This window comes from Stutzerimonas stutzeri RCH2 (assembly GCF_000327065.1).
GTDB lineage: Bacteria > Pseudomonadota > Gammaproteobacteria > Pseudomonadales > Pseudomonadaceae > Stutzerimonas > Stutzerimonas stutzeri_AE.
On the sequence record NC_019936.1, the window covers coordinates 382954 to 399225 of the forward strand.

Sequence of the window (16272 nt, forward strand, 5' to 3'; positions counted from 1 at the left end):
CACTCGGTGCGACCGGCTGCGTGCGCCGGGCTAAAGAGGGGAACGCGCGCCGCCTCGTTCCGTCTGATTTGCATACAGATCGAAACGGCATCGCGCCCGTCAGGGCGTGCGGAGGGTCGCAATGCGCTTGCAGAATCAGGTGGCTCTGGTCACCGGCAGCACCCAGGGCATCGGCCGCGGCATCGCCTTGCGCCTGGCCGAGGAGGGCGCCGACATCGTCATCAACGGCCGCCAGGACGACGAGCAGGCCCGCGAGAGCCTCGAACAGGTACACGCCCGGGGCCGGCGGGTGTGCTTCATCGCCGCCGATGTCGGTGACGTCGAGCAGTGCCAGCGGTTGGTGCGCGAAGGCATCGAACAGATGGGGCGGCTGGATATTCTGGTCAACAACGCCGGTGTGCAGCGGCACGCGGCATTCCTCGACGCGCAGGCGGATGATTACGATCAGGTGCTGAACGTCAACCTGCGTGGGCCGTTCTTTCTTGCCCAGGCCTTCGCCCGTTATCTGCGCGAGCATGGCCGCGGCGGACGCATCATCAACAACAGCTCGGTGCACGAAGAGCTGCCGCATCCCAACTTCACCGCCTACTGCGCGAGCAAGGGCGGACTGAAGATGCTGATGCGCAACATCGCCATCGAACTGGCGCCGCTGGGCATCACGGTGAACAACGTGGCGCCCGGCGCGGTGGAAACGCCGATCAATCGCGAGCTGATGAACCAGCCGGAAAAATTGGCCAGCCTGCTGCAGAACATTCCGGCCGGGCGCCTTGGCCGGCCGCACGACGTCGCCGGGGTCGTCGCCTTTCTGGCCTCACCGGATGCCGAGTACATCACCGGGACGACCCTGGTGGTCGACGGCGGCCTGCTATGGAACTACAGCGAACAATGACCGATATCGCGCCGTGCCAGCCGTTCACCTACGATGTCAGCGCCATCTCGCTGGCCGATACGCTCACCCCCGCCGAGCGCTATCAGGAATTGTTCGTCGCCGTGCAGATGCAATGCATCTTTCCCGACAGCAAAACCTTCGTCGACTGCGCGCCTCTGCAGCATCCCGAAGCCATCCTGGCGGACTATCGAGGGCGTTGCGACGAGCCGGGCTTTGACCTCGCCGCGTTCGTTCGCGAGCATTTCAGCCTGTATGAAATGCCGGTCAAGGAGTTCGTCGCCAACCCCGACGACAGCCTGGCCGAGCACATCGACCGGCTCTGGCCGATCCTCACCCGCCATCCGCAGGACCATCCCGAGCATTCCTCGCTGCTGCCGCTGCCGCACGACTACGTGGTGCCGGGCGGACGCTTCACCGAGCTGTATTACTGGGATTCCTACTTCACCATGCTCGGCCTGGACGAAAGTGGGCATTGCGATCTGCTGCGCGCCATGGCGGACAACTTCGCCTACCTGATCGACACCTACGGCCACGTGCCCAACGGCAATCGCACCTACTACCTGGGCCGCTCGCAGCCGCCGGTGTTCGCCCTGATGACCGAGTTGTTCGAGGAAACCGGCGTCTATCGCGCCAGCGATTACCTGCCGCAGCTGCACAAGGAGTACGCGTTCTGGATGGACGGGGCCGATGCCTTGCGCCCGGGTGAGGCGCATCGGCGTTGCGTCTGCCTGGCCGACGGCGTGGTGCTCAACCGCTACTGGGACGAGCGCGACACGCCGCGCGAGGAGTCGTATCGAGAAGATGTCGAAACCGCGCGCTCCAGCTGCCGGCCGCGGCACGAGGTCTATCGCGATCTGCGCGCCGGGGCCGAATCGGGCTGGGACTTCAGCTCGCGCTGGCTGGATGACGCCCACCGGCTGGCGACCATCCGCACCACCAGCATCCTGCCGGTCGACCTCAACGCGCTGCTCTACAAGCTGGAGCGGCAGATCGCCGAGTTGTCCGCGGTGAAGAACCAGCATGCCTGCGCCGAGGACTTCGCGCGACGCGCCGCGGCCCGGCTCAGTGCCATCGACAACTACCTGTGGAACCCGAATGCCGCTGCTTACTTCGACTACGACTGGCAGCGCGGCCGGCAGCGCGACAACCTCACTGCCGCAACACTGGCCCCGCTGTTCGTCGGCATGGCTAGCGCCGAGCAGGCGGCCGCTGTCGCCCTGACTGTGCAGGCACGATTGCTCGTGCCGGGTGGCCTGGCGACGACGGAAATCGGTGGCAGTGGCGAACAGTGGGACCGCCCCAACGGCTGGGCACCGCTGCAGTGGATCGGCATTCGTGGCCTGCAGCGCTACGGCCATGATGCGCTGGCGCTGGAGATCGAAGAGCGCTGGCTGACCATCGTCAGCCACCTCTTCGAGCGCGAGAACAAGCTGGTGGAGAAATACGTGCTGCGGCCCTGCACCGAGCATGCCGGTGGCGGTGAGTATCCGCTGCAGGATGGCTTCGGCTGGACCAACGGCGTGACCCGCAAGCTGATGCAGGAAGATCCCGGCCACGAAGCCAACCGCTGCCGCGCCGGGCACTGCCGGACGGCCTCGTAGCTGACCAAAGCGCATCTGTGGGGCTGTATTTCCCTACAAATGCAATGGATCAATAGTTATCGTACAACTGCTGGGCTATGATGACGGTTGCTTCCGCTTCTCAGAGATCGCCGTCCATGGATAATCAGAGCGCCCAGCCCCGCGCCCGTCGCAAACACCGCAGCCTCGCCCAGGAACTGGTCGCCGAGCTTTCGCAACAGATCCGCGACGGCCTGATGAAGCGTGGCGACAAGCTGCCGACCGAGTCGGCGATCATGCAGGCGCAGGGCGTGAGCCGCACGGTGGTGCGCGAGGCGATCTCGCGGCTGCAGGCCTCGGGGCTGGTGGAAACGCGGCACGGTATCGGCACCTTCGTGCTGGATACGCCGAGCACCACCGGACTGCGCATCGACCCGGCGACCATCGGCACGTTGCGCGATCTGCTGGCGATCCTCGAGCTGCGCATCAGCCTGGAAGTGGAGTCGGCCGGCCTCGCCGCGCAGCGTCGCACGCCCGAGCAGCTGGCGGCGATGCGTGCCTTTCTCGATCAGCTGAATCAGAGCGCGGCGCATTCCAGCGACGCAGTGGCGTCGGACTTCCAGTTCCATCTGCAAATCGCCGAGGCCACCGGCAACCGCTATTTCACCGACATCATGAGCCACCTCGGCACGACGCTGATCCCGCGCAGCCGGGTCAATTCCGCGCGCCTGGCCCATGACGATCAGCAGCACTATCAGGCGCGTCTGGGCCGCGAGCATGAGCAGATCTACGAGGCCATCGCGCGACAGGACCCGGAGTCGGCGCGGGCGGCCATGCGCCTGCACCTGACCAACAGCCGCGAGCGGCTGCGTCAGGCCCATGAGGAGGCGGAGGCGAGCAAGGTCGGCTGACCCCGCGCCTCGTCAGCCAGCCGCCGCGCCCTGCGGCGGGCTGGCCTTCGGCAAGGCCTAGCGGCGGTACGCCAGCAGGACGACACCGCCGACCACGATCAGGCCGCCGACCACCTGCATCGCCCCGAGCAGCTGGCCGAGCACCAGCCAGCCCAGCAGCATGCCGGCCACCGGCTCCATGTTCATCACCGGCGCGTTGCGCGCGATGTTCAGCCGTGGCATGCAGATGAACAGCGTCGAAAACGCCGCGCCGTAGAGCAAGACCAGGCAACCCAGGGCGATCCAGCCGGCGGATGCGTTGGGTAATCCAAGCCCACCGGGAATCAGGTCACTGGCGCCAAGCAGCGCCGACGCACCGAACACTACGAGCAGCGTCAGCATGCTGCGCACCGAACCGGCCATGTTCGACAGCTTGTGCTCGGTGACCCACAGCGCTACCGCGAACACTGCCGCTGCCGTCAGGCTGAAGAGGATGCCAGCGACCCACTGGCCATCCGGCGCCTCGGCGCTCATCAGGCGTGCTGGCACATCCAGCACCAGCACCAGGCCGATCAGGATCAGCCCCATGATCGCCAGCGCCTGGCGGGTCGGCCGCGGCCCGCCGAGCGCCCAGGTGAGCAGTGCCAGCAGAATCGGCGACAGGTTCACCACCAGCAGCGCCAGCGCCACCGGAATGCGCGCCACCGCCGAATAGATGCAGAAGCTCTGCACCGCGATCAGCAGGCCGAGCAGGATCTGCCAGCGCCAGGTTGCCGGGCTCAGACGCAGCGATTCACGACGCCAGAACACCAGCGCAGCCAGCGCCAGCAGCGTCACCCCGGCGCGGCAGAGCATGGCCAGTAGCAGGCCGGTGCCATGGTCGAAGGCGATCCGCGCGGCGATGTGGTTGGCGGCGAATGAACAGGCCAGAGTGGCCAGGATCAGCACGGCGATGTGGCGTGGAAATGGCGTGGCTAACATGGCAGGGCGATACGTCCTTAAACGAGGCGCTGCGCACAAGGCGGCTTTGCTTGGGCGAGTAGCTCGGCAAACGATGCAGCGAAGCAGGCAGTGTGTGAGATCTTGCGAGCTAGAGCCCTACAAGGCAAAAACAGGCGAGGAAGCGGAGTTTACTTTTGTAAATGAGCATTCCGAGCCTGTTTTTAACGCAGGAGGGCCGACGCGCAGCAGATCGTGAGCTGGATCAGAGCACTACGCTCGGCAGCCACAGCGAAATCATCGGGATATAGGTCACTGCCATCAGCACCGCGAACAGCGCGGCGTAGAACGGCAGCAGGGCCTTTACCGTGTTCTCGATGGTGACCTTGCCGATGGCGGCACCGACGAAGAGTACCGCACCGACCGGCGGGGTAATCAGCCCGATCCCGAGGTTGACCAGCATGATCATGCCGAAGTGCACCGGGTCGACGCCGAAGGAAACGACTACCGGCAGCAGGATCGGCGTCAGGATCAGGATCAGCGGTGCCATGTCCATCAGCGTGCCCAGCACCAGCAGCATGAAGTTGATGCACATGAGGATCACGTAACGGTTGTCCGACAGCGCCAGGAACGCGGTGGTGATCTTCGACGGGATCTGCATCAGGGTCATGATGTAGCCGAAGCTCGCGGCGAAGGCGATCAGGATCATCACGATCGACAGGGTGCGCACCGTGCGATGCAGCATTCTCGGCAGCTCGCTCCACTTGTAGTCGCGGTAGATGAACATGGTCACGAAGAACGCCCAGACCACTGCCACCGCGGCGGACTCGGTGGCCGTGAACACGCCGGAGAGAATGCCGCCGAGGATGATGACCATGGTCATCAGGCCCCACAGCGCCTCGACGCAGATCTTCAACGCCTGGCGCAGCGGTACTACTTCGCCCTTGGGGTAGTTGCGCTTGCGGGCGAACAGCAGGCACAGGGTCGCCATGGTGGCGCTGAGCAGCAGGCCCGGACCGATGCCGGCGACGAACAGCGCGGCGATGGATACGGTGCCGCCGGCGGCCAGCGAATAGATCACCGAGTTGTGGCTGGGCGGCGTCAGCAGTGCCTGTACCGAACCGGAAATGGTCACCGCGGTGGAAAATTCCCGCGGGTAGCCCTTCTTCTCCATCTCGGGGATCAGCACCGAGCCGACCGAGGCGGTGTCCGCCAGGGATGAGCCGGAGATGGCGCCGAAGAAGGTCGAGGCGGTGATGTTGACCAGTGACAGGCCGCCGCGAACGAAGCCGACCAGCACTCCGGCGAAGGCGACCAGGCGCCGGGCCATGCCGCCTTCAGCCATGATCGCGCCGGCCAGAACGAAGAAGGGAATGGCCAGCAGGGAGAATTTGTTCACGCCGCCGGCGATCTGAATCATCACGGCGTGCAGGGGAATGTCGATCCACCAGGCACCGACCAGGGTGGCCAGGCCGAGGGAGTAGGCGACCGGAACACGTAGCAGAATGAGGACGATGAAGCTGCCCAACAGGACGACGGCATCCATTACACGGACTCCTTGGACTCTTCACGGGCTTCGTAATCGACGACCCGGCGCTTGCTCTGGTCGCCGTACAGCAGTTGCTCGATGACGAACAGCAGGGTGATGAAGCCGCCCAGTGGAATCGGTGCGTAGCTGATGCCGACCCGCATCCAGGTCAGGGTGCTGAGGTACTGGTTCCAAGTGGCGACGCACAGCTTGTAGCCCCAGATCAGCATGAACAGGCTGATGGCCGCCATGGCCAGGCGCACGAACAGGATGATGAAGGGCTGGGCCAGCGGCGGCAGGCGATCGCTGAGCACCTGCACGGCCATGTGTGCGCCGGCGCGGTAGCTGGCGGCGGCGCCGACGAAGGTGAACAGCACCATCAGCAGAATGGCGATGGGTTCGGGCCAGCCGAGGCCCTGACCCAGTGCGTAGCGGCTGAACACGCCCCAGGGAATGATCGTCGCCATGATCACGATCGCTGTGGCGGCGACGATGACGCAGGCGCGGTAGATGGCGTCATTGACGCCTAGAACCAGGTTTTTCATGAGACTCCACCGATTGCATCGCGGCGGTGCAGGCCGCCGCGATGCGCTTGCACGAGGGTTACTGAACGGCTTCGATGCGCTTGATCAGCTCGGCGAACTGCGCGCCGTACTTCTCGCGGACCGGGGCGGTGGCGTCGTAGAAGGGCTTGGTGTCGACCTCGATGAACTCGACGCCCTCGGCCTTGAGCTTCTCGTTGCTGGCGGTTTCCTTGGCCACCCAGAGGTCGCGCTCTTCCAGCTGGGCTTCCTTGGCCAGTTTCTTCACCGTCGCCTGCTGCTCGGGGCTGAGCTTGTTCCAGGTGTCCTTGGACATCAGCAGCGGCTCGGGCAGGATCAAATGGTGGGTCTGGGTGTAGTGCTTGGCCACGCGGAAGTGGTTGTGTTCGAGCAGGGTCGGCGAGTTGTTCTCGGCGCCGTCGATCACGCCGCTCTGCAGGGCGCTGAAGATTTCGCCGGTGTCCATGGCGATGCCGTTGGCGCCCATGGCGTTGAGGGTGTCGATGAACAGCGGGTTGCCGATCACACGGATCTTCATGCCCTTGAGGTCTTCGATGCGGCGGATCGGTTTCTTGGTGTACAGGCTGCGGCTGCCGGCTTCCATCCAGGCCAGGCCGACCATGTTGAAGTCCGAGTTGGTGATGGCGTCGAGGATCTCCTGACCGATCTCGCCGTCGACCACCTTGCGCATGTGGTCGATGTCGCGGAACACGAACGGCATGTTGAACACGTTGGTGGCCGGCACTACCGGACCTACCGAGCCGAGGCTGACGCGGGTCAGTTGCACCGCGCCAATCTGAGTCTGCTCGATCACTTCCTTTTCGGAACCGAGTACGCCGCCGGCAAACATGCGCGACTTGATCTCGCCGTTGGTGGCGGTTTCCAGCTTCTTGCCAAGGTTTTCCATGGCGACCACGGTCGGGTAACCGGCCGGGTGGATCTCGGCGATCTTCAGCGTCATGGCGTGGGCCAGCCCGCTGATGCAGAAGGCGAAGGGAAGGGCGGTAACGAGCAACTTGCGTTTGAGGTTCATGACACTCTCCATCTTGTTTTTGTTGGTGTGCAGCGTTGCGAGAAGCGAGGTCGGGCAAGCGGCCCTTCCCTGGTTTTTTCAGCTGAAAGCGGGTTCCTCCAGTCCGGTAACACCGGGGTTCAGGGCAAAGACGCCACCGGCCAGCGGTTGGTCGCTGAGGTCGCCACCGGGGCGGATCGAGGTGACGAACAGGGTGTCCAGCCGCGCGCCGCCAAAGGCGCACATGCTCGGTTTCTTCACCGGCACGGCGAGCGAACGGTCCAGGCGGCCATCGGGCGTGAATCGGTGGATAAAGCCGGCATCGTTGCCGCAGATCCAGTAACAGCCATCGGCATCCACCGCGGCGCCGTCGGGCCGGCCGGGGTGATCGAGCATGTCAACGAACAGCCGCCGACGGCTTGGCGTGCCGCTATCGATGTCGTAATCGAAGGCCCAGATCTTCTGCACGCTGGGGTGCGAGTCGGAGAGGTACATGGTTCGTCCATCCGGGCTGAAGGCCAGGCCGTTGGGCACGATAAAGCCGTCCAGTTGTGGCACCAGCGGGGCGTCGATGGATTTGCTGTCCAGCCGGTAGAGCGCGCCGACCGGGTGCCCGGCGGCCATGTCCAGCGCCATGCTGCCGGCCCAGAAACGGCCCTCGCGATCGCAGCGGCCATCGTTCATGCGCATCGCGGGCAACTGGTGATCGATGGTGGCCAGCAGATGGCTGTCGAGGCGGCCATCCGGGCGCGTTTGCAAAGAGAAGAAGCCGCTCTCCATGCCGGCCACCCAGCCGTCGCCATGACGGGCGATGCAGGCGAGCATCTCGTCGCCCTGCCAGCGAGAAATCTGGCCATCGGCGGCATTCCAGCGCAGCAGCTCGCGGTTGGGGATGTCGACCCAGTACAGCGCCTGTTCGGCGGCGACCCACACCGGGCTTTCGCCGGTGGCGCAGCCGAGGTCAACGATGAGTTCAGCTTCACTGGCCATTGCGTTTCTCTTTGTTGTTCTACGCGGGCGAAGGTGGTCGATCAGTCGAAGGGGCCGGCCGCGACGAAGGCGCCACCCTGGTAGATGCCGGCGGGGTCGTCAGCGCTGTATGGCGGTTGCTGCTCGACCTTGTCGCGGAACACCTCGGAGCTGTCCTGCGCGCTGAAGCCCAGGTGCGCCGCGAGATGGTTGTCCCACCAGACGTCGCGGTTGGCGGACATGCCGTAGACCACGGTATGGCCGACCGCTGGCGTGAACAGCGCGCAGCGCATCAGCTCGGTGAGGTCGCGGAAGCTCAGCCAGGTGCTCATCATTCGACGATTGGCCGGCTCGGGGAACGAGGAGCCGATGCGGATGCTGACGGTCTCGATGCCGTAGCGGTCGTAATAGAAGTTCGCCATGTCCTCGCCGTAGGACTTGGACAGGCCGTAGTAGCCATCCGGGCGGCGCGGTGAATGGGCATCCAGGGTTTCGGTCTGCGGGTAGAAGCCGATCACATGGTTGGAGCTGGCGAACACCACGCGCTTGATGCCATGCAGACGCGCCGCTTCGTAGATATGGAAGGTGCCGCGGATATTGGCGTCGAGGATTTCTTCGAATGATCGCTCGACGGAGACGCCGCCGAAATGGGCGATGGCATCGACGCCTTCGCACAGGGCATGCACGGCCGCCTTGTCGGCGAGGTCGCAGGGCATGACTTCCTCATGCGCGCCGGCTGCCGGGGCCATCGGCGCGATATCGGACAGTCGGATGATGCGGGCATAGGGCTGCAGGCGTTCACGCAGCTCCTTGCCGAGGCCGCCCGCTGCACCGGTGAGCAGAAGACGGCCGAATTGGGGTGTCGGAGTGGTAGTCATCGGGGTGCCTGTCGTTATTGTTCTTGGAGTCATCTGTTGTCATATGACATGCGCTAAATATCAACATTTGCCCGCATCAATGTCAACAGGCTTAAAGTCGTATTTGATGAGATATATCGCTTGTCAGCGCCGCTTGCAGGGAGCTGGTCAAGCTAAAGCGCGGCGACAGAGGGCTGCAGAGAAGCGGCGCCCCAGACTGATAAAGCCGTGGCACCGTCTTCAGTTTTCTATTAGTTGTATGATGACTATCCGAAAAGAGCGTTGCGCAACGAGGGCGGTGCGCGACCGCTCGATGTCGAGGCGCTGCTGGTGCGCCCCCGTTATGGCTGCATGCAGGGGGTGATCCGGCTGGAGCGGCTGCGATCAGCCGCCACTGCTCAGAATTGCCTGGTCAGCGCCGCGGCGAGGATACCGGCGGCAATCGCCGGCAGCGGCTTCTTCACTACCAGCATGGTCACCGCTGTGGCCAGCAGTGCCAGCCGCGCGCCGCTGTCGCCCTGCCAGGCCATCGGCGCGATTATCGCCACCAGCACCGAGCCGGACATGGCGGTGATGAACTGGCGGACGCGGTCGCCGATGGGCACGAAGGCCATGACGAAGACGCCGCCCCAGCGCGTCGCCAGGGTCACCAGTGCCATGACCAGCACCAGGATCAGCGCGCCTGCGCCCGTCGCATCAAGATTCACGCATCTTCTCCTTCCACAGCACACCGGCCAGGCCGCCAGCGAGGGCGCCGACCACCACATGGCTGTTCTCCGGCAGGTAACGGAAGGCGAGCAGCGAGGCGCCGGCGGCAATACCCCAGATCGCCAGCATGCGCAGGTTCTTTTCGCCGCCCACCACCATGGCCAGCAGGAAGCAGCCCATCACCATGTCCAGCCCCAGGCGCTTCGGATCGCTGACCGCACTGCCGAAATGGATGCCCAGCCAACTGCCCACCACCCAGAACGACCACAGCGCCAGGCCGCCACCGAACAGCAGGCCAAAGCCCGGACGGTTGCGGTTGAAGGCCTGCATGGCCATCGCCCAGTTGGCATCCGAGGCGATCAGCATCACTCCGTAGCGTCGGCGCGTCGGCAGCTGGCGCAACCAGGGGTAGAGCGTGGCGCCCATCAGCAGGTGCCGGGCGTTGATGGCGAATACCGTGAGCATCAGGGTGAACAGCGGCACCTGCGTGCCCCACAGCTCCAGCGCGGCGAACTGCGAGGCGCCGGCGAACACCAGCGCGCTCATCGCCAGGATCACCGTATCGTCCAGCCCGGTCTGCACCGCGGCGAGGCCGAAGGCGGCACCGAACAGGGTGACGAAGATGGAAATCGGCGCGAGCTGGCGAAAACCGGCCCAGACCATGCGCCGGTCGAAATGATGCAGATCGATCTCTGCGTCGTGCATGCCAAAAATCCTCAGGTTGAGCACGGCGTGCTGGCGGCGATGCCCGTCCAATGCCCGGTCAGCCAGATTAGGACCTGTTCGACCAGCGGAACAGTTCAGTTGCGCACCGATCGGCCGGTACAGATTTGCGCGATTTGCTGCGGCTCAGCGTAGAGGCTGATCTGTGTATTGATGAAGTCATGGATACGTAAGCGCAGTAAGTGGCCGAGCAAGCCGGCGAGCCACATGCGCCGCCAACCGCCCGGCCATCCGAGCCGGGTGGCACGTCGCGGCACTCGCATGACTCGACCGAGTGTTTGGGGCGAACCCGCGGGCGATCGGCCGGAGCGGTGCCGGCGGCGACGGGCGGGCCAGCGCAGGCAGGAGAAGCGATATGGGGTTGCGATGCGACCAGGTCCGCTAGAGCGGTGGCAGGTCCCGGGCAATATCGCCGGCCGCTTGGCGTACGGCATCGCGCGCCGCTTCCAGCGCCGGGTTGTCGTTGTCGTCGCGCCAGGCCAGATGCAGCTCGGCGCAGATGCCCGCCGGCAGCGGCAGTTCGCGAAAGCGTACCTGCTGGAAGCGGATCGCGCTGGCCCCGCGCGGCACCAGCGCCAGGCCGAGGCCAGCGTTGACCAGCGAGAGGATGGTCAGCGTCGAGCCGAGTGACTGCACGAATTCGGGCTGGATACCGCTGGCGCGGAACAGCCCGGTGTGCAGCTCGTTGAACGGCTGCCAGGCGCCATGGGCATAGAGGATGAACGGCTCGCCGTGGAGCATTTCCAGCATCGGCGCCGGATGCTGCGCCAGCGGGTGGTCGGCCGGCGTGGCCAGCACAAAGGGCTCGCGCAGCAGGCATTCACTGACCAGTCCCGGCTGCCGCAACGGCTCGCGCACCACCGCCAAGTCGACCCGACGCGCGCGCAGAGCCTGCAGTTGTTCGAAGGTGGTGGTCTCCAGCAGGTTGATGGCCACACCTGGCCGTTCCCGGCGCACTTGGGTGATGGCGCGCGGCAGGAAGTCGTAGACCGCGCTGGCAACGAAGCTGATGGTCAGCGAGCCGCTCTCGCCCAGTGCGGCCAGGCGCGCACCTTGTGCGGCGCGGTGGGCCTGGTCGAGCAGGGCCTGGGCCTCGACGAAGAAGGCGCGACCGGCAGCGGTGAGTGCTACCGAGCGCGTGCTGCGGGTGAACAGCGCGACGCCGAGCTGATGCTCCAGTAGCTGGATCTGCCGGCTCAGCGGCGGCTGCGTCATGTTCAGGCGCTCGGCCGCGCGACGGAAATTCAGTTCGCTGGCCAGGGTGGTAAAGCAGCGCAGTTGGGCGAGTTCGAACATTGATCCGTTCCTAGTATCAATCGAAAGCGTTAATGAATTGGACCGTATCAATCAGCCGGCGGATTATCCAGCGCATCCCCTGACTGGCGAGGCGGTGCACGAATGAGCGACCTCTATGAAGCTGACCGCATCAGCTGGATCGGCCTGCGTGCGGTGGAGCTGCCGCTGCAGCGGCCGGTCAGCGACGCCAAGGTACTCACCGGGCGGCAGCTGCCGCTGGCGTCGGTCAGCCTGTTGTTCGTTGAACTGCAGTCGCAGCAGGGTCATAAGGGGCTGGGCTTCAGCTACAGCCTGCGCAGCGGCGGGCCGGCGCAATATGCCCATGCGCGGGAGCTAGCGCCGTTGCTGCTGGGCGAGGATCCCAACGACATCGCCCGCCTGTGGAGCCGATTGAGCTGGGCCAGCGCCTCGATCGGGCGCGGCGGCCTGGCGGTGCAGAGCATCGCTGCCTTCGATACCGCGCTGTGGGACCTCAAGGCGCGCCGCGCCGGATTGCCGCTGGCCAAGCTGCTCGGCGCCCACCGCGACGCGGTGCCTTGCTACAACACCTCCGGCGGCTACCTGCAGGCGCCCATCGAGGAGGTCATCGAAAAGGCCGAGGCGTCTAGGGCGCGAGGCATTGGCGGGATCAAGCTGAAGGTCGGCCAGCCCGATCGGCACGCCGACCTGCGCCGGGTCGAGGCGTTGCGCAAGCACTTCGGTGACGGGGTGGCGCTGATGGTTGACGTCAACCAGCAATGGGATCGCACCACCGCGGCACGCATGGGCAGGGCGCTGGAGGAGTTCGAGCTGACCTGGATCGAGGAGCCGCTGGACGCCCACGATCTGGAAGGCCACGCCGCCCTGGCTGCACAGCTGATCACCCCGGTTGGCACTGGCGAGATGCTCGGCAGCGCGGCCGAAGCCTGTGCCTTCATCGAGCGCGGGGCGGTGGACGTGATCATGCATGATGCGCCGCGCATCGGTGGCATCACGCCGTTCCTGCAGGTGGCCGAGGCGGCGCGGCGACGTGGAATCGTGATGGCGCCGCATTTCGTCATGGAATTGCATATCCACCTCGCTGCGGCCTACGAACATGCCACGTGGGTCGAGCATTTCGAGTGGCTGGAGCCGCTATTCCGGGAGCGGCTCGAGATCCGCGATGGCTGCATGCAGGTGCCGACTCGGGCCGGGCTGGGGCTTAGCCTCAGTGAGCAGGTGGCGGGTTGGACGCTGGCAAGCGAGACGTTCGGCACCAAGCCGTGACGGCAGCCCCTCTGCTCGCGCAGAGGGGCGCAGGTTCAGGTGCGTAGCGCCTGACCGAGCACGCCGCTCCGTGGCCGCATCGCGCTGTACAGCTGCCAGAGCACGAAGGCCAGGGCCAGCCCGAGGAAAGTCGCGGCGATGGGGTTGGTGAAGAAGGATGCAAAGTTGCCATCGGAGAGCATCAGCCCGCGGCGCAGGTTGGTCTCCGCCATCGGCCCGAGGATAAAGCCGATTATGAAGGGCGCGACGGGCATGCCTGCCTTGACGAATCCGTAGCCGAGCACACCGAACAGCAGGATCGACCAGACATCGAACAGTCGGCTGGAGAGGCCGAAGGCACCGACCACACAGAGCACCAGGATGATCGGCAGCAGGATGTGTTTGGGCACGTCGAGCAGCTTGATGAACAGGCGCAGGCCGTAGAACTCCATGAACAGCATCATCACCGAGGCCACCAGCAGCGCGGCGAAGATGGTGTAGACCAGCGGGCCCTGGCTGATGAACAGCAGCGGGCCGGGTTGGATGCCGTGGATCAGGAAGCCGCCGAGCAGGATCGCCGTGGTGGTGTCGCCGGGAATGCCCAGGGTCATCAGCGGCATCATGGCGCCACCGATGCCGGCGTTGTTCGCGGTCTCGCTGGCGACCACGCCACCGATGTTGCCCTTGCCGTAGGTTTCCGGCTGCTTGGCGCGCTTCTTCGCGACGATGTAGGAGAGCAGGTTGGAGGTGCCGGCACCGATCCCCGGCAGGATGCCCACCGCCAGGCCGATCAGGCCGGAACGGGTCGCGTTGGGCAGCTCCTGGCGGAACTCCTTGAGCGAAAAGCCGAAGCCTTTGATCTGCTTCATGCTCACTGAACCGGCCTTGTTGCGCACGGCATGCCGGCCGGTTTCGGCGAGCTTGATGACCTCGGCCACGGCGAACATGCCGATCATCACCGTGAGCATGGAGAAGCCGCCGTTCAGCTCGCTGACGCCGAAGGTGAAGCGGCGCACCGCCTCCACCGGGGCGATGCCGACGGTGGATACGGCGATGCCGAGGGTGCCGGCAAACAGGCCCTTGACCATCGAGCCGGCCGACAGGGTGGCGATCAACGTCAGCGAGAACACCGCGATGGCGAAGTATTCGTGCGGGCCAAAGCTCAGCGCCACCTTGGCCAGCTGCGGGGCGATGAACATCAGCGCGATGATGCTGAAGATGGTGCCGAGAAAGGAGAACACGATGCCGACGCCGAGCGCCTTCACGCCCATGCCCTGCTCCATCAGCGGGCCGCCGTCGAACACAGTGGCGATGGACGATGGCGTACCGGGGATCTTCAGCAGAATCGCTGAGATCAGCCCGCCGGACGTAGCGCCGATGAACAGCGCGACGAGCAGCGACAGGCCAGCTTGCGGCCCCATGGTGAAGGTCAGTGGCAAGCACAGCGCCACTGCCATCGTCGCCGACAGGCCGGGTACGGCGCCGAAGACGATGCCGACCGCGACGCCGCCGAGCATCAGCAGCAGGATGTTGAGCGAGAAGACGGCACCGAAGCCTTGCTGCAGTAATTCGAGCATGGTCGATTCCTCAGAGGAAATTCAGCAGGCCAGCGGGCAGCAACAGATCGAAGGCCTCGCGGAACAGCAGATAGATGACGATGGACGTGACAAGCGCGATGCCCGCATAGGGCAGGTGGCGGATCTTGCGCTCCACCGGGGTCAGCACGATGAACTGCAGGTACAGGTAGAGCGTGGTCATGATGGGAAAGCCCACCGGTCCCAGCAGCACGACGTAGAGCAGGATCAGGCCCAGTGTCTTGAGTACGGTCAGCGGCTCGGTGACCGTTGCCTTGGGCTCGTCTGGCGTATCGCTGGTGCCTACGTCAGCCCGCGCATGGCGGGTGAAAGCGCTCAGGGTCTGCAGCAGGCCCAGCAGACAGAGCAGGACGGCCAGCAGAAAGGGCACGGTGGCGGCATCGATGCCTTCGTGGCCAGGTACACGAGAGGCCATCACCAGATAGGCCACGCTGGCGCCGAGCATGGCTACACCGATGGTCAGTTCTTTCTTGTTCGCAGTGGTCATGGCAAACCTCCGTACGCGAAGAGGAGCGGCCAGCCGGTCCGTTCAGCCGGCTGGCGCTGCGTCGGGTTTATTTCTTGGCCGTGCGCAGCTCGTCCTTGAATTGCATGAAGTCCTCGCGGGTCTTGGCCAGGATTTGCTTGGCTTCCTCGGTGCCGTAGTAGGCCACCGGCTGCTTGAACTTCTTCAGGTCCTCGGCGTACTCGGGGATCTCGGTGATCTGCTTCATCAGGTCGGCCATCTTCTTCACGATCGCCGGGTCGGTGCCTTTCGGGAAAGCGACCACGTAGGGCTTGTCCATGGTGATATCCAGGCCCTGCTCCTTGAGTGTCGGCACGTCGCCGAGCAGCGGGTTGCGCTCGTCGTTGGGCTGGCCGAGGGCGACCATCTGCCCGCCGCTGACGTAGTCCTGCACCGAGCCGTAGGTGATCGCGCCGAGGTCCAGGCGGGCGCCGAGCATGCCCACCACGCGGTCGGAAACGGTGCCGCCGTCAACCATCTTCAGCTTGGTGTCGGTCAGCTTCTCCAGCATCAGCCCCTGCACGTGGGAGAAGCTGCCCATCTCGGTGCCGTAGGTGACGCTGCCTGGCTTGGCCTTCGACTTGTCGATCAGGTCCTGCATGCTGGTCACGCCGGACTGCTTGGAGGCGACGAACACCGTGCTCTTGTCGACGCCGGCGATGCACGAGACGTCGAAGGTTTCGTAGCTGTCCTCGGTGAGGCCGGCGACCTCGTTGACGATCAGCTGGCCGGGGTGGGTGAAGAGGATGGTGTTGCCATCGGCTGCGGCGCCCTTGACCTGCTCGGCGGCCAGGGTGCCGCCGCCGCCGGCGATATTGGTCACCACCATGCTCTTGCCGGTGATCTGGTTGAAGTACTTGGCCATGGTGCGGGCGTTGAAGTCGGTGTCGCCGCCGGGGTTGGCGATCACCACCACCTGCACGGGGCGGGTCGGCCATTTCACATCGGCGGCCATCGTGGTGGAGGCGGCAGCGAGACCGGCGATGCCGACGAGGGCGGAAAGCAGGGAGGCGCGGAATATTGTTTTCATTGGAGT

The 16272-nt window shown here is 65.1% G+C and carries 16 protein-coding genes; 4 read left to right on the forward strand and 12 right to left on the reverse strand.

Annotation, left to right across the window (positions count from 1 at the left end; all coding sequences use genetic code 11):
- Nucleotides 1-121: 121 nt before the first annotated feature.
- From PSEST_RS01770 to PSEST_RS01780, 3 genes are all read left to right on the forward strand, one after another.
- Nucleotides 122-889: an SDR family NAD(P)-dependent oxidoreductase gene (locus PSEST_RS01770; protein WP_015275361.1), complete on the forward strand. Its 768-nt coding sequence runs from the start codon at nucleotides 122-124 to the stop codon at nucleotides 887-889.
- Nucleotides 886-2490: an alpha,alpha-trehalase TreF gene (gene treF / locus PSEST_RS01775; protein ID WP_015275362.1), complete on the forward strand. Its 1605-nt coding sequence runs from the start codon at nucleotides 886-888 to the stop codon at nucleotides 2488-2490. Before PSEST_RS01770 ends, treF begins: the two co-directional genes overlap by 4 nt.
- A gap of 116 nt (nucleotides 2491-2606) precedes the next feature.
- Nucleotides 2607-3359, forward strand: a complete 753-nt coding sequence (locus PSEST_RS01780) for a FadR/GntR family transcriptional regulator (RefSeq protein ID WP_015275363.1) — start codon at nucleotides 2607-2609, stop codon at nucleotides 3357-3359.
- Nucleotides 3360-3416: 57 nt separating this feature from the next.
- Here PSEST_RS01780 and PSEST_RS01785 read toward each other — a convergent pair whose 3' ends face one another.
- The 9 genes from PSEST_RS01785 to PSEST_RS01825 form a co-directional block, all read right to left on the reverse strand.
- Nucleotides 3417-4319, reverse strand: coding sequence for an EamA family transporter (locus PSEST_RS01785; protein ID WP_015275364.1), 903 nt, complete (start codon nucleotides 4317-4319; stop codon nucleotides 3417-3419).
- 223 nt (nucleotides 4320-4542) lie between these two features.
- Nucleotides 4543-5823, reverse strand: a complete 1281-nt coding sequence (locus PSEST_RS01790) for a TRAP transporter large permease (protein WP_015275365.1) — start codon at nucleotides 5821-5823, stop codon at nucleotides 4543-4545.
- On the reverse strand, nucleotides 5823-6350 hold the full coding sequence (locus PSEST_RS01795; protein WP_015275366.1) for a TRAP transporter small permease: 528 nt from the start codon (nucleotides 6348-6350) through the stop codon (nucleotides 5823-5825). Before PSEST_RS01795 ends, PSEST_RS01790 begins: the two co-directional genes overlap by 1 nt.
- Nucleotides 6351-6408: 58 nt before the next feature.
- Entirely contained in the window at nucleotides 6409-7380 is a 972-nt protein-coding gene (locus PSEST_RS01800) for a TRAP transporter substrate-binding protein (protein ID WP_015275367.1), read from the reverse strand.
- A gap of 78 nt (nucleotides 7381-7458) precedes the next feature.
- A complete protein-coding gene (locus PSEST_RS01805) occupies nucleotides 7459-8349 on the reverse strand; it encodes an SMP-30/gluconolactonase/LRE family protein (RefSeq protein ID WP_015275368.1) in 891 nt (296 codons plus the stop codon).
- 41 nt (nucleotides 8350-8390) lie between these two features.
- Nucleotides 8391-9206 (reverse strand): NAD-dependent epimerase/dehydratase family protein, encoded by an 816-nt coding sequence (locus tag PSEST_RS01810; protein WP_015275369.1) that lies wholly within the window; start codon nucleotides 9204-9206, stop codon nucleotides 8391-8393.
- Nucleotides 9207-9583: 377 nt separating this feature from the next.
- Nucleotides 9584-9892: an AzlD family protein gene (locus tag PSEST_RS01815; RefSeq protein WP_015275370.1), complete on the reverse strand. Its 309-nt coding sequence runs from the start codon at nucleotides 9890-9892 to the stop codon at nucleotides 9584-9586.
- Nucleotides 9882-10598, reverse strand: coding sequence for an AzlC family ABC transporter permease (locus PSEST_RS01820; protein WP_015275371.1), 717 nt, complete (start codon nucleotides 10596-10598; stop codon nucleotides 9882-9884). The genes PSEST_RS01815 and PSEST_RS01820 overlap by 11 nt, the downstream gene beginning before the upstream one ends.
- A 399-nt stretch (nucleotides 10599-10997) precedes the next feature.
- Entirely contained in the window at nucleotides 10998-11912 is a 915-nt protein-coding gene (locus PSEST_RS01825; protein ID WP_015275372.1) for a LysR family transcriptional regulator, read from the reverse strand.
- A gap of 102 nt (nucleotides 11913-12014) precedes the next feature.
- Between PSEST_RS01825 and PSEST_RS01830 the strand changes: the two genes are divergently transcribed.
- Nucleotides 12015-13157 (forward strand): L-talarate/galactarate dehydratase, encoded by a 1143-nt coding sequence (locus PSEST_RS01830; RefSeq protein WP_015275373.1) that lies wholly within the window; start codon nucleotides 12015-12017, stop codon nucleotides 13155-13157.
- A 35-nt stretch (nucleotides 13158-13192) separates the two neighbouring features.
- Here the strand turns inward: PSEST_RS01830 and PSEST_RS01835 are convergent, their stop codons facing one another.
- The 3 genes from PSEST_RS01835 to PSEST_RS01845 all read right to left on the reverse strand — a co-directional run bounded on the left by PSEST_RS01835 (nucleotide 13193) and on the right by PSEST_RS01845 (nucleotide 16266).
- Nucleotides 13193-14713, reverse strand: coding sequence for a tripartite tricarboxylate transporter permease (locus PSEST_RS01835; RefSeq protein WP_015275374.1), 1521 nt, complete (start codon nucleotides 14711-14713; stop codon nucleotides 13193-13195).
- Between the two features lie 10 nt (nucleotides 14714-14723).
- Nucleotides 14724-15218, reverse strand: coding sequence for a tripartite tricarboxylate transporter TctB family protein (locus tag PSEST_RS01840; RefSeq protein ID WP_015275375.1), 495 nt, complete (start codon nucleotides 15216-15218; stop codon nucleotides 14724-14726).
- Nucleotides 15219-15285: 67 nt separating this feature from the next.
- Nucleotides 15286-16266 (reverse strand): tripartite tricarboxylate transporter substrate binding protein, encoded by a 981-nt coding sequence (locus tag PSEST_RS01845; protein ID WP_015275376.1) that lies wholly within the window; start codon nucleotides 16264-16266, stop codon nucleotides 15286-15288.
- Between the last annotated feature and the right edge of the window lie 6 nt (nucleotides 16267-16272).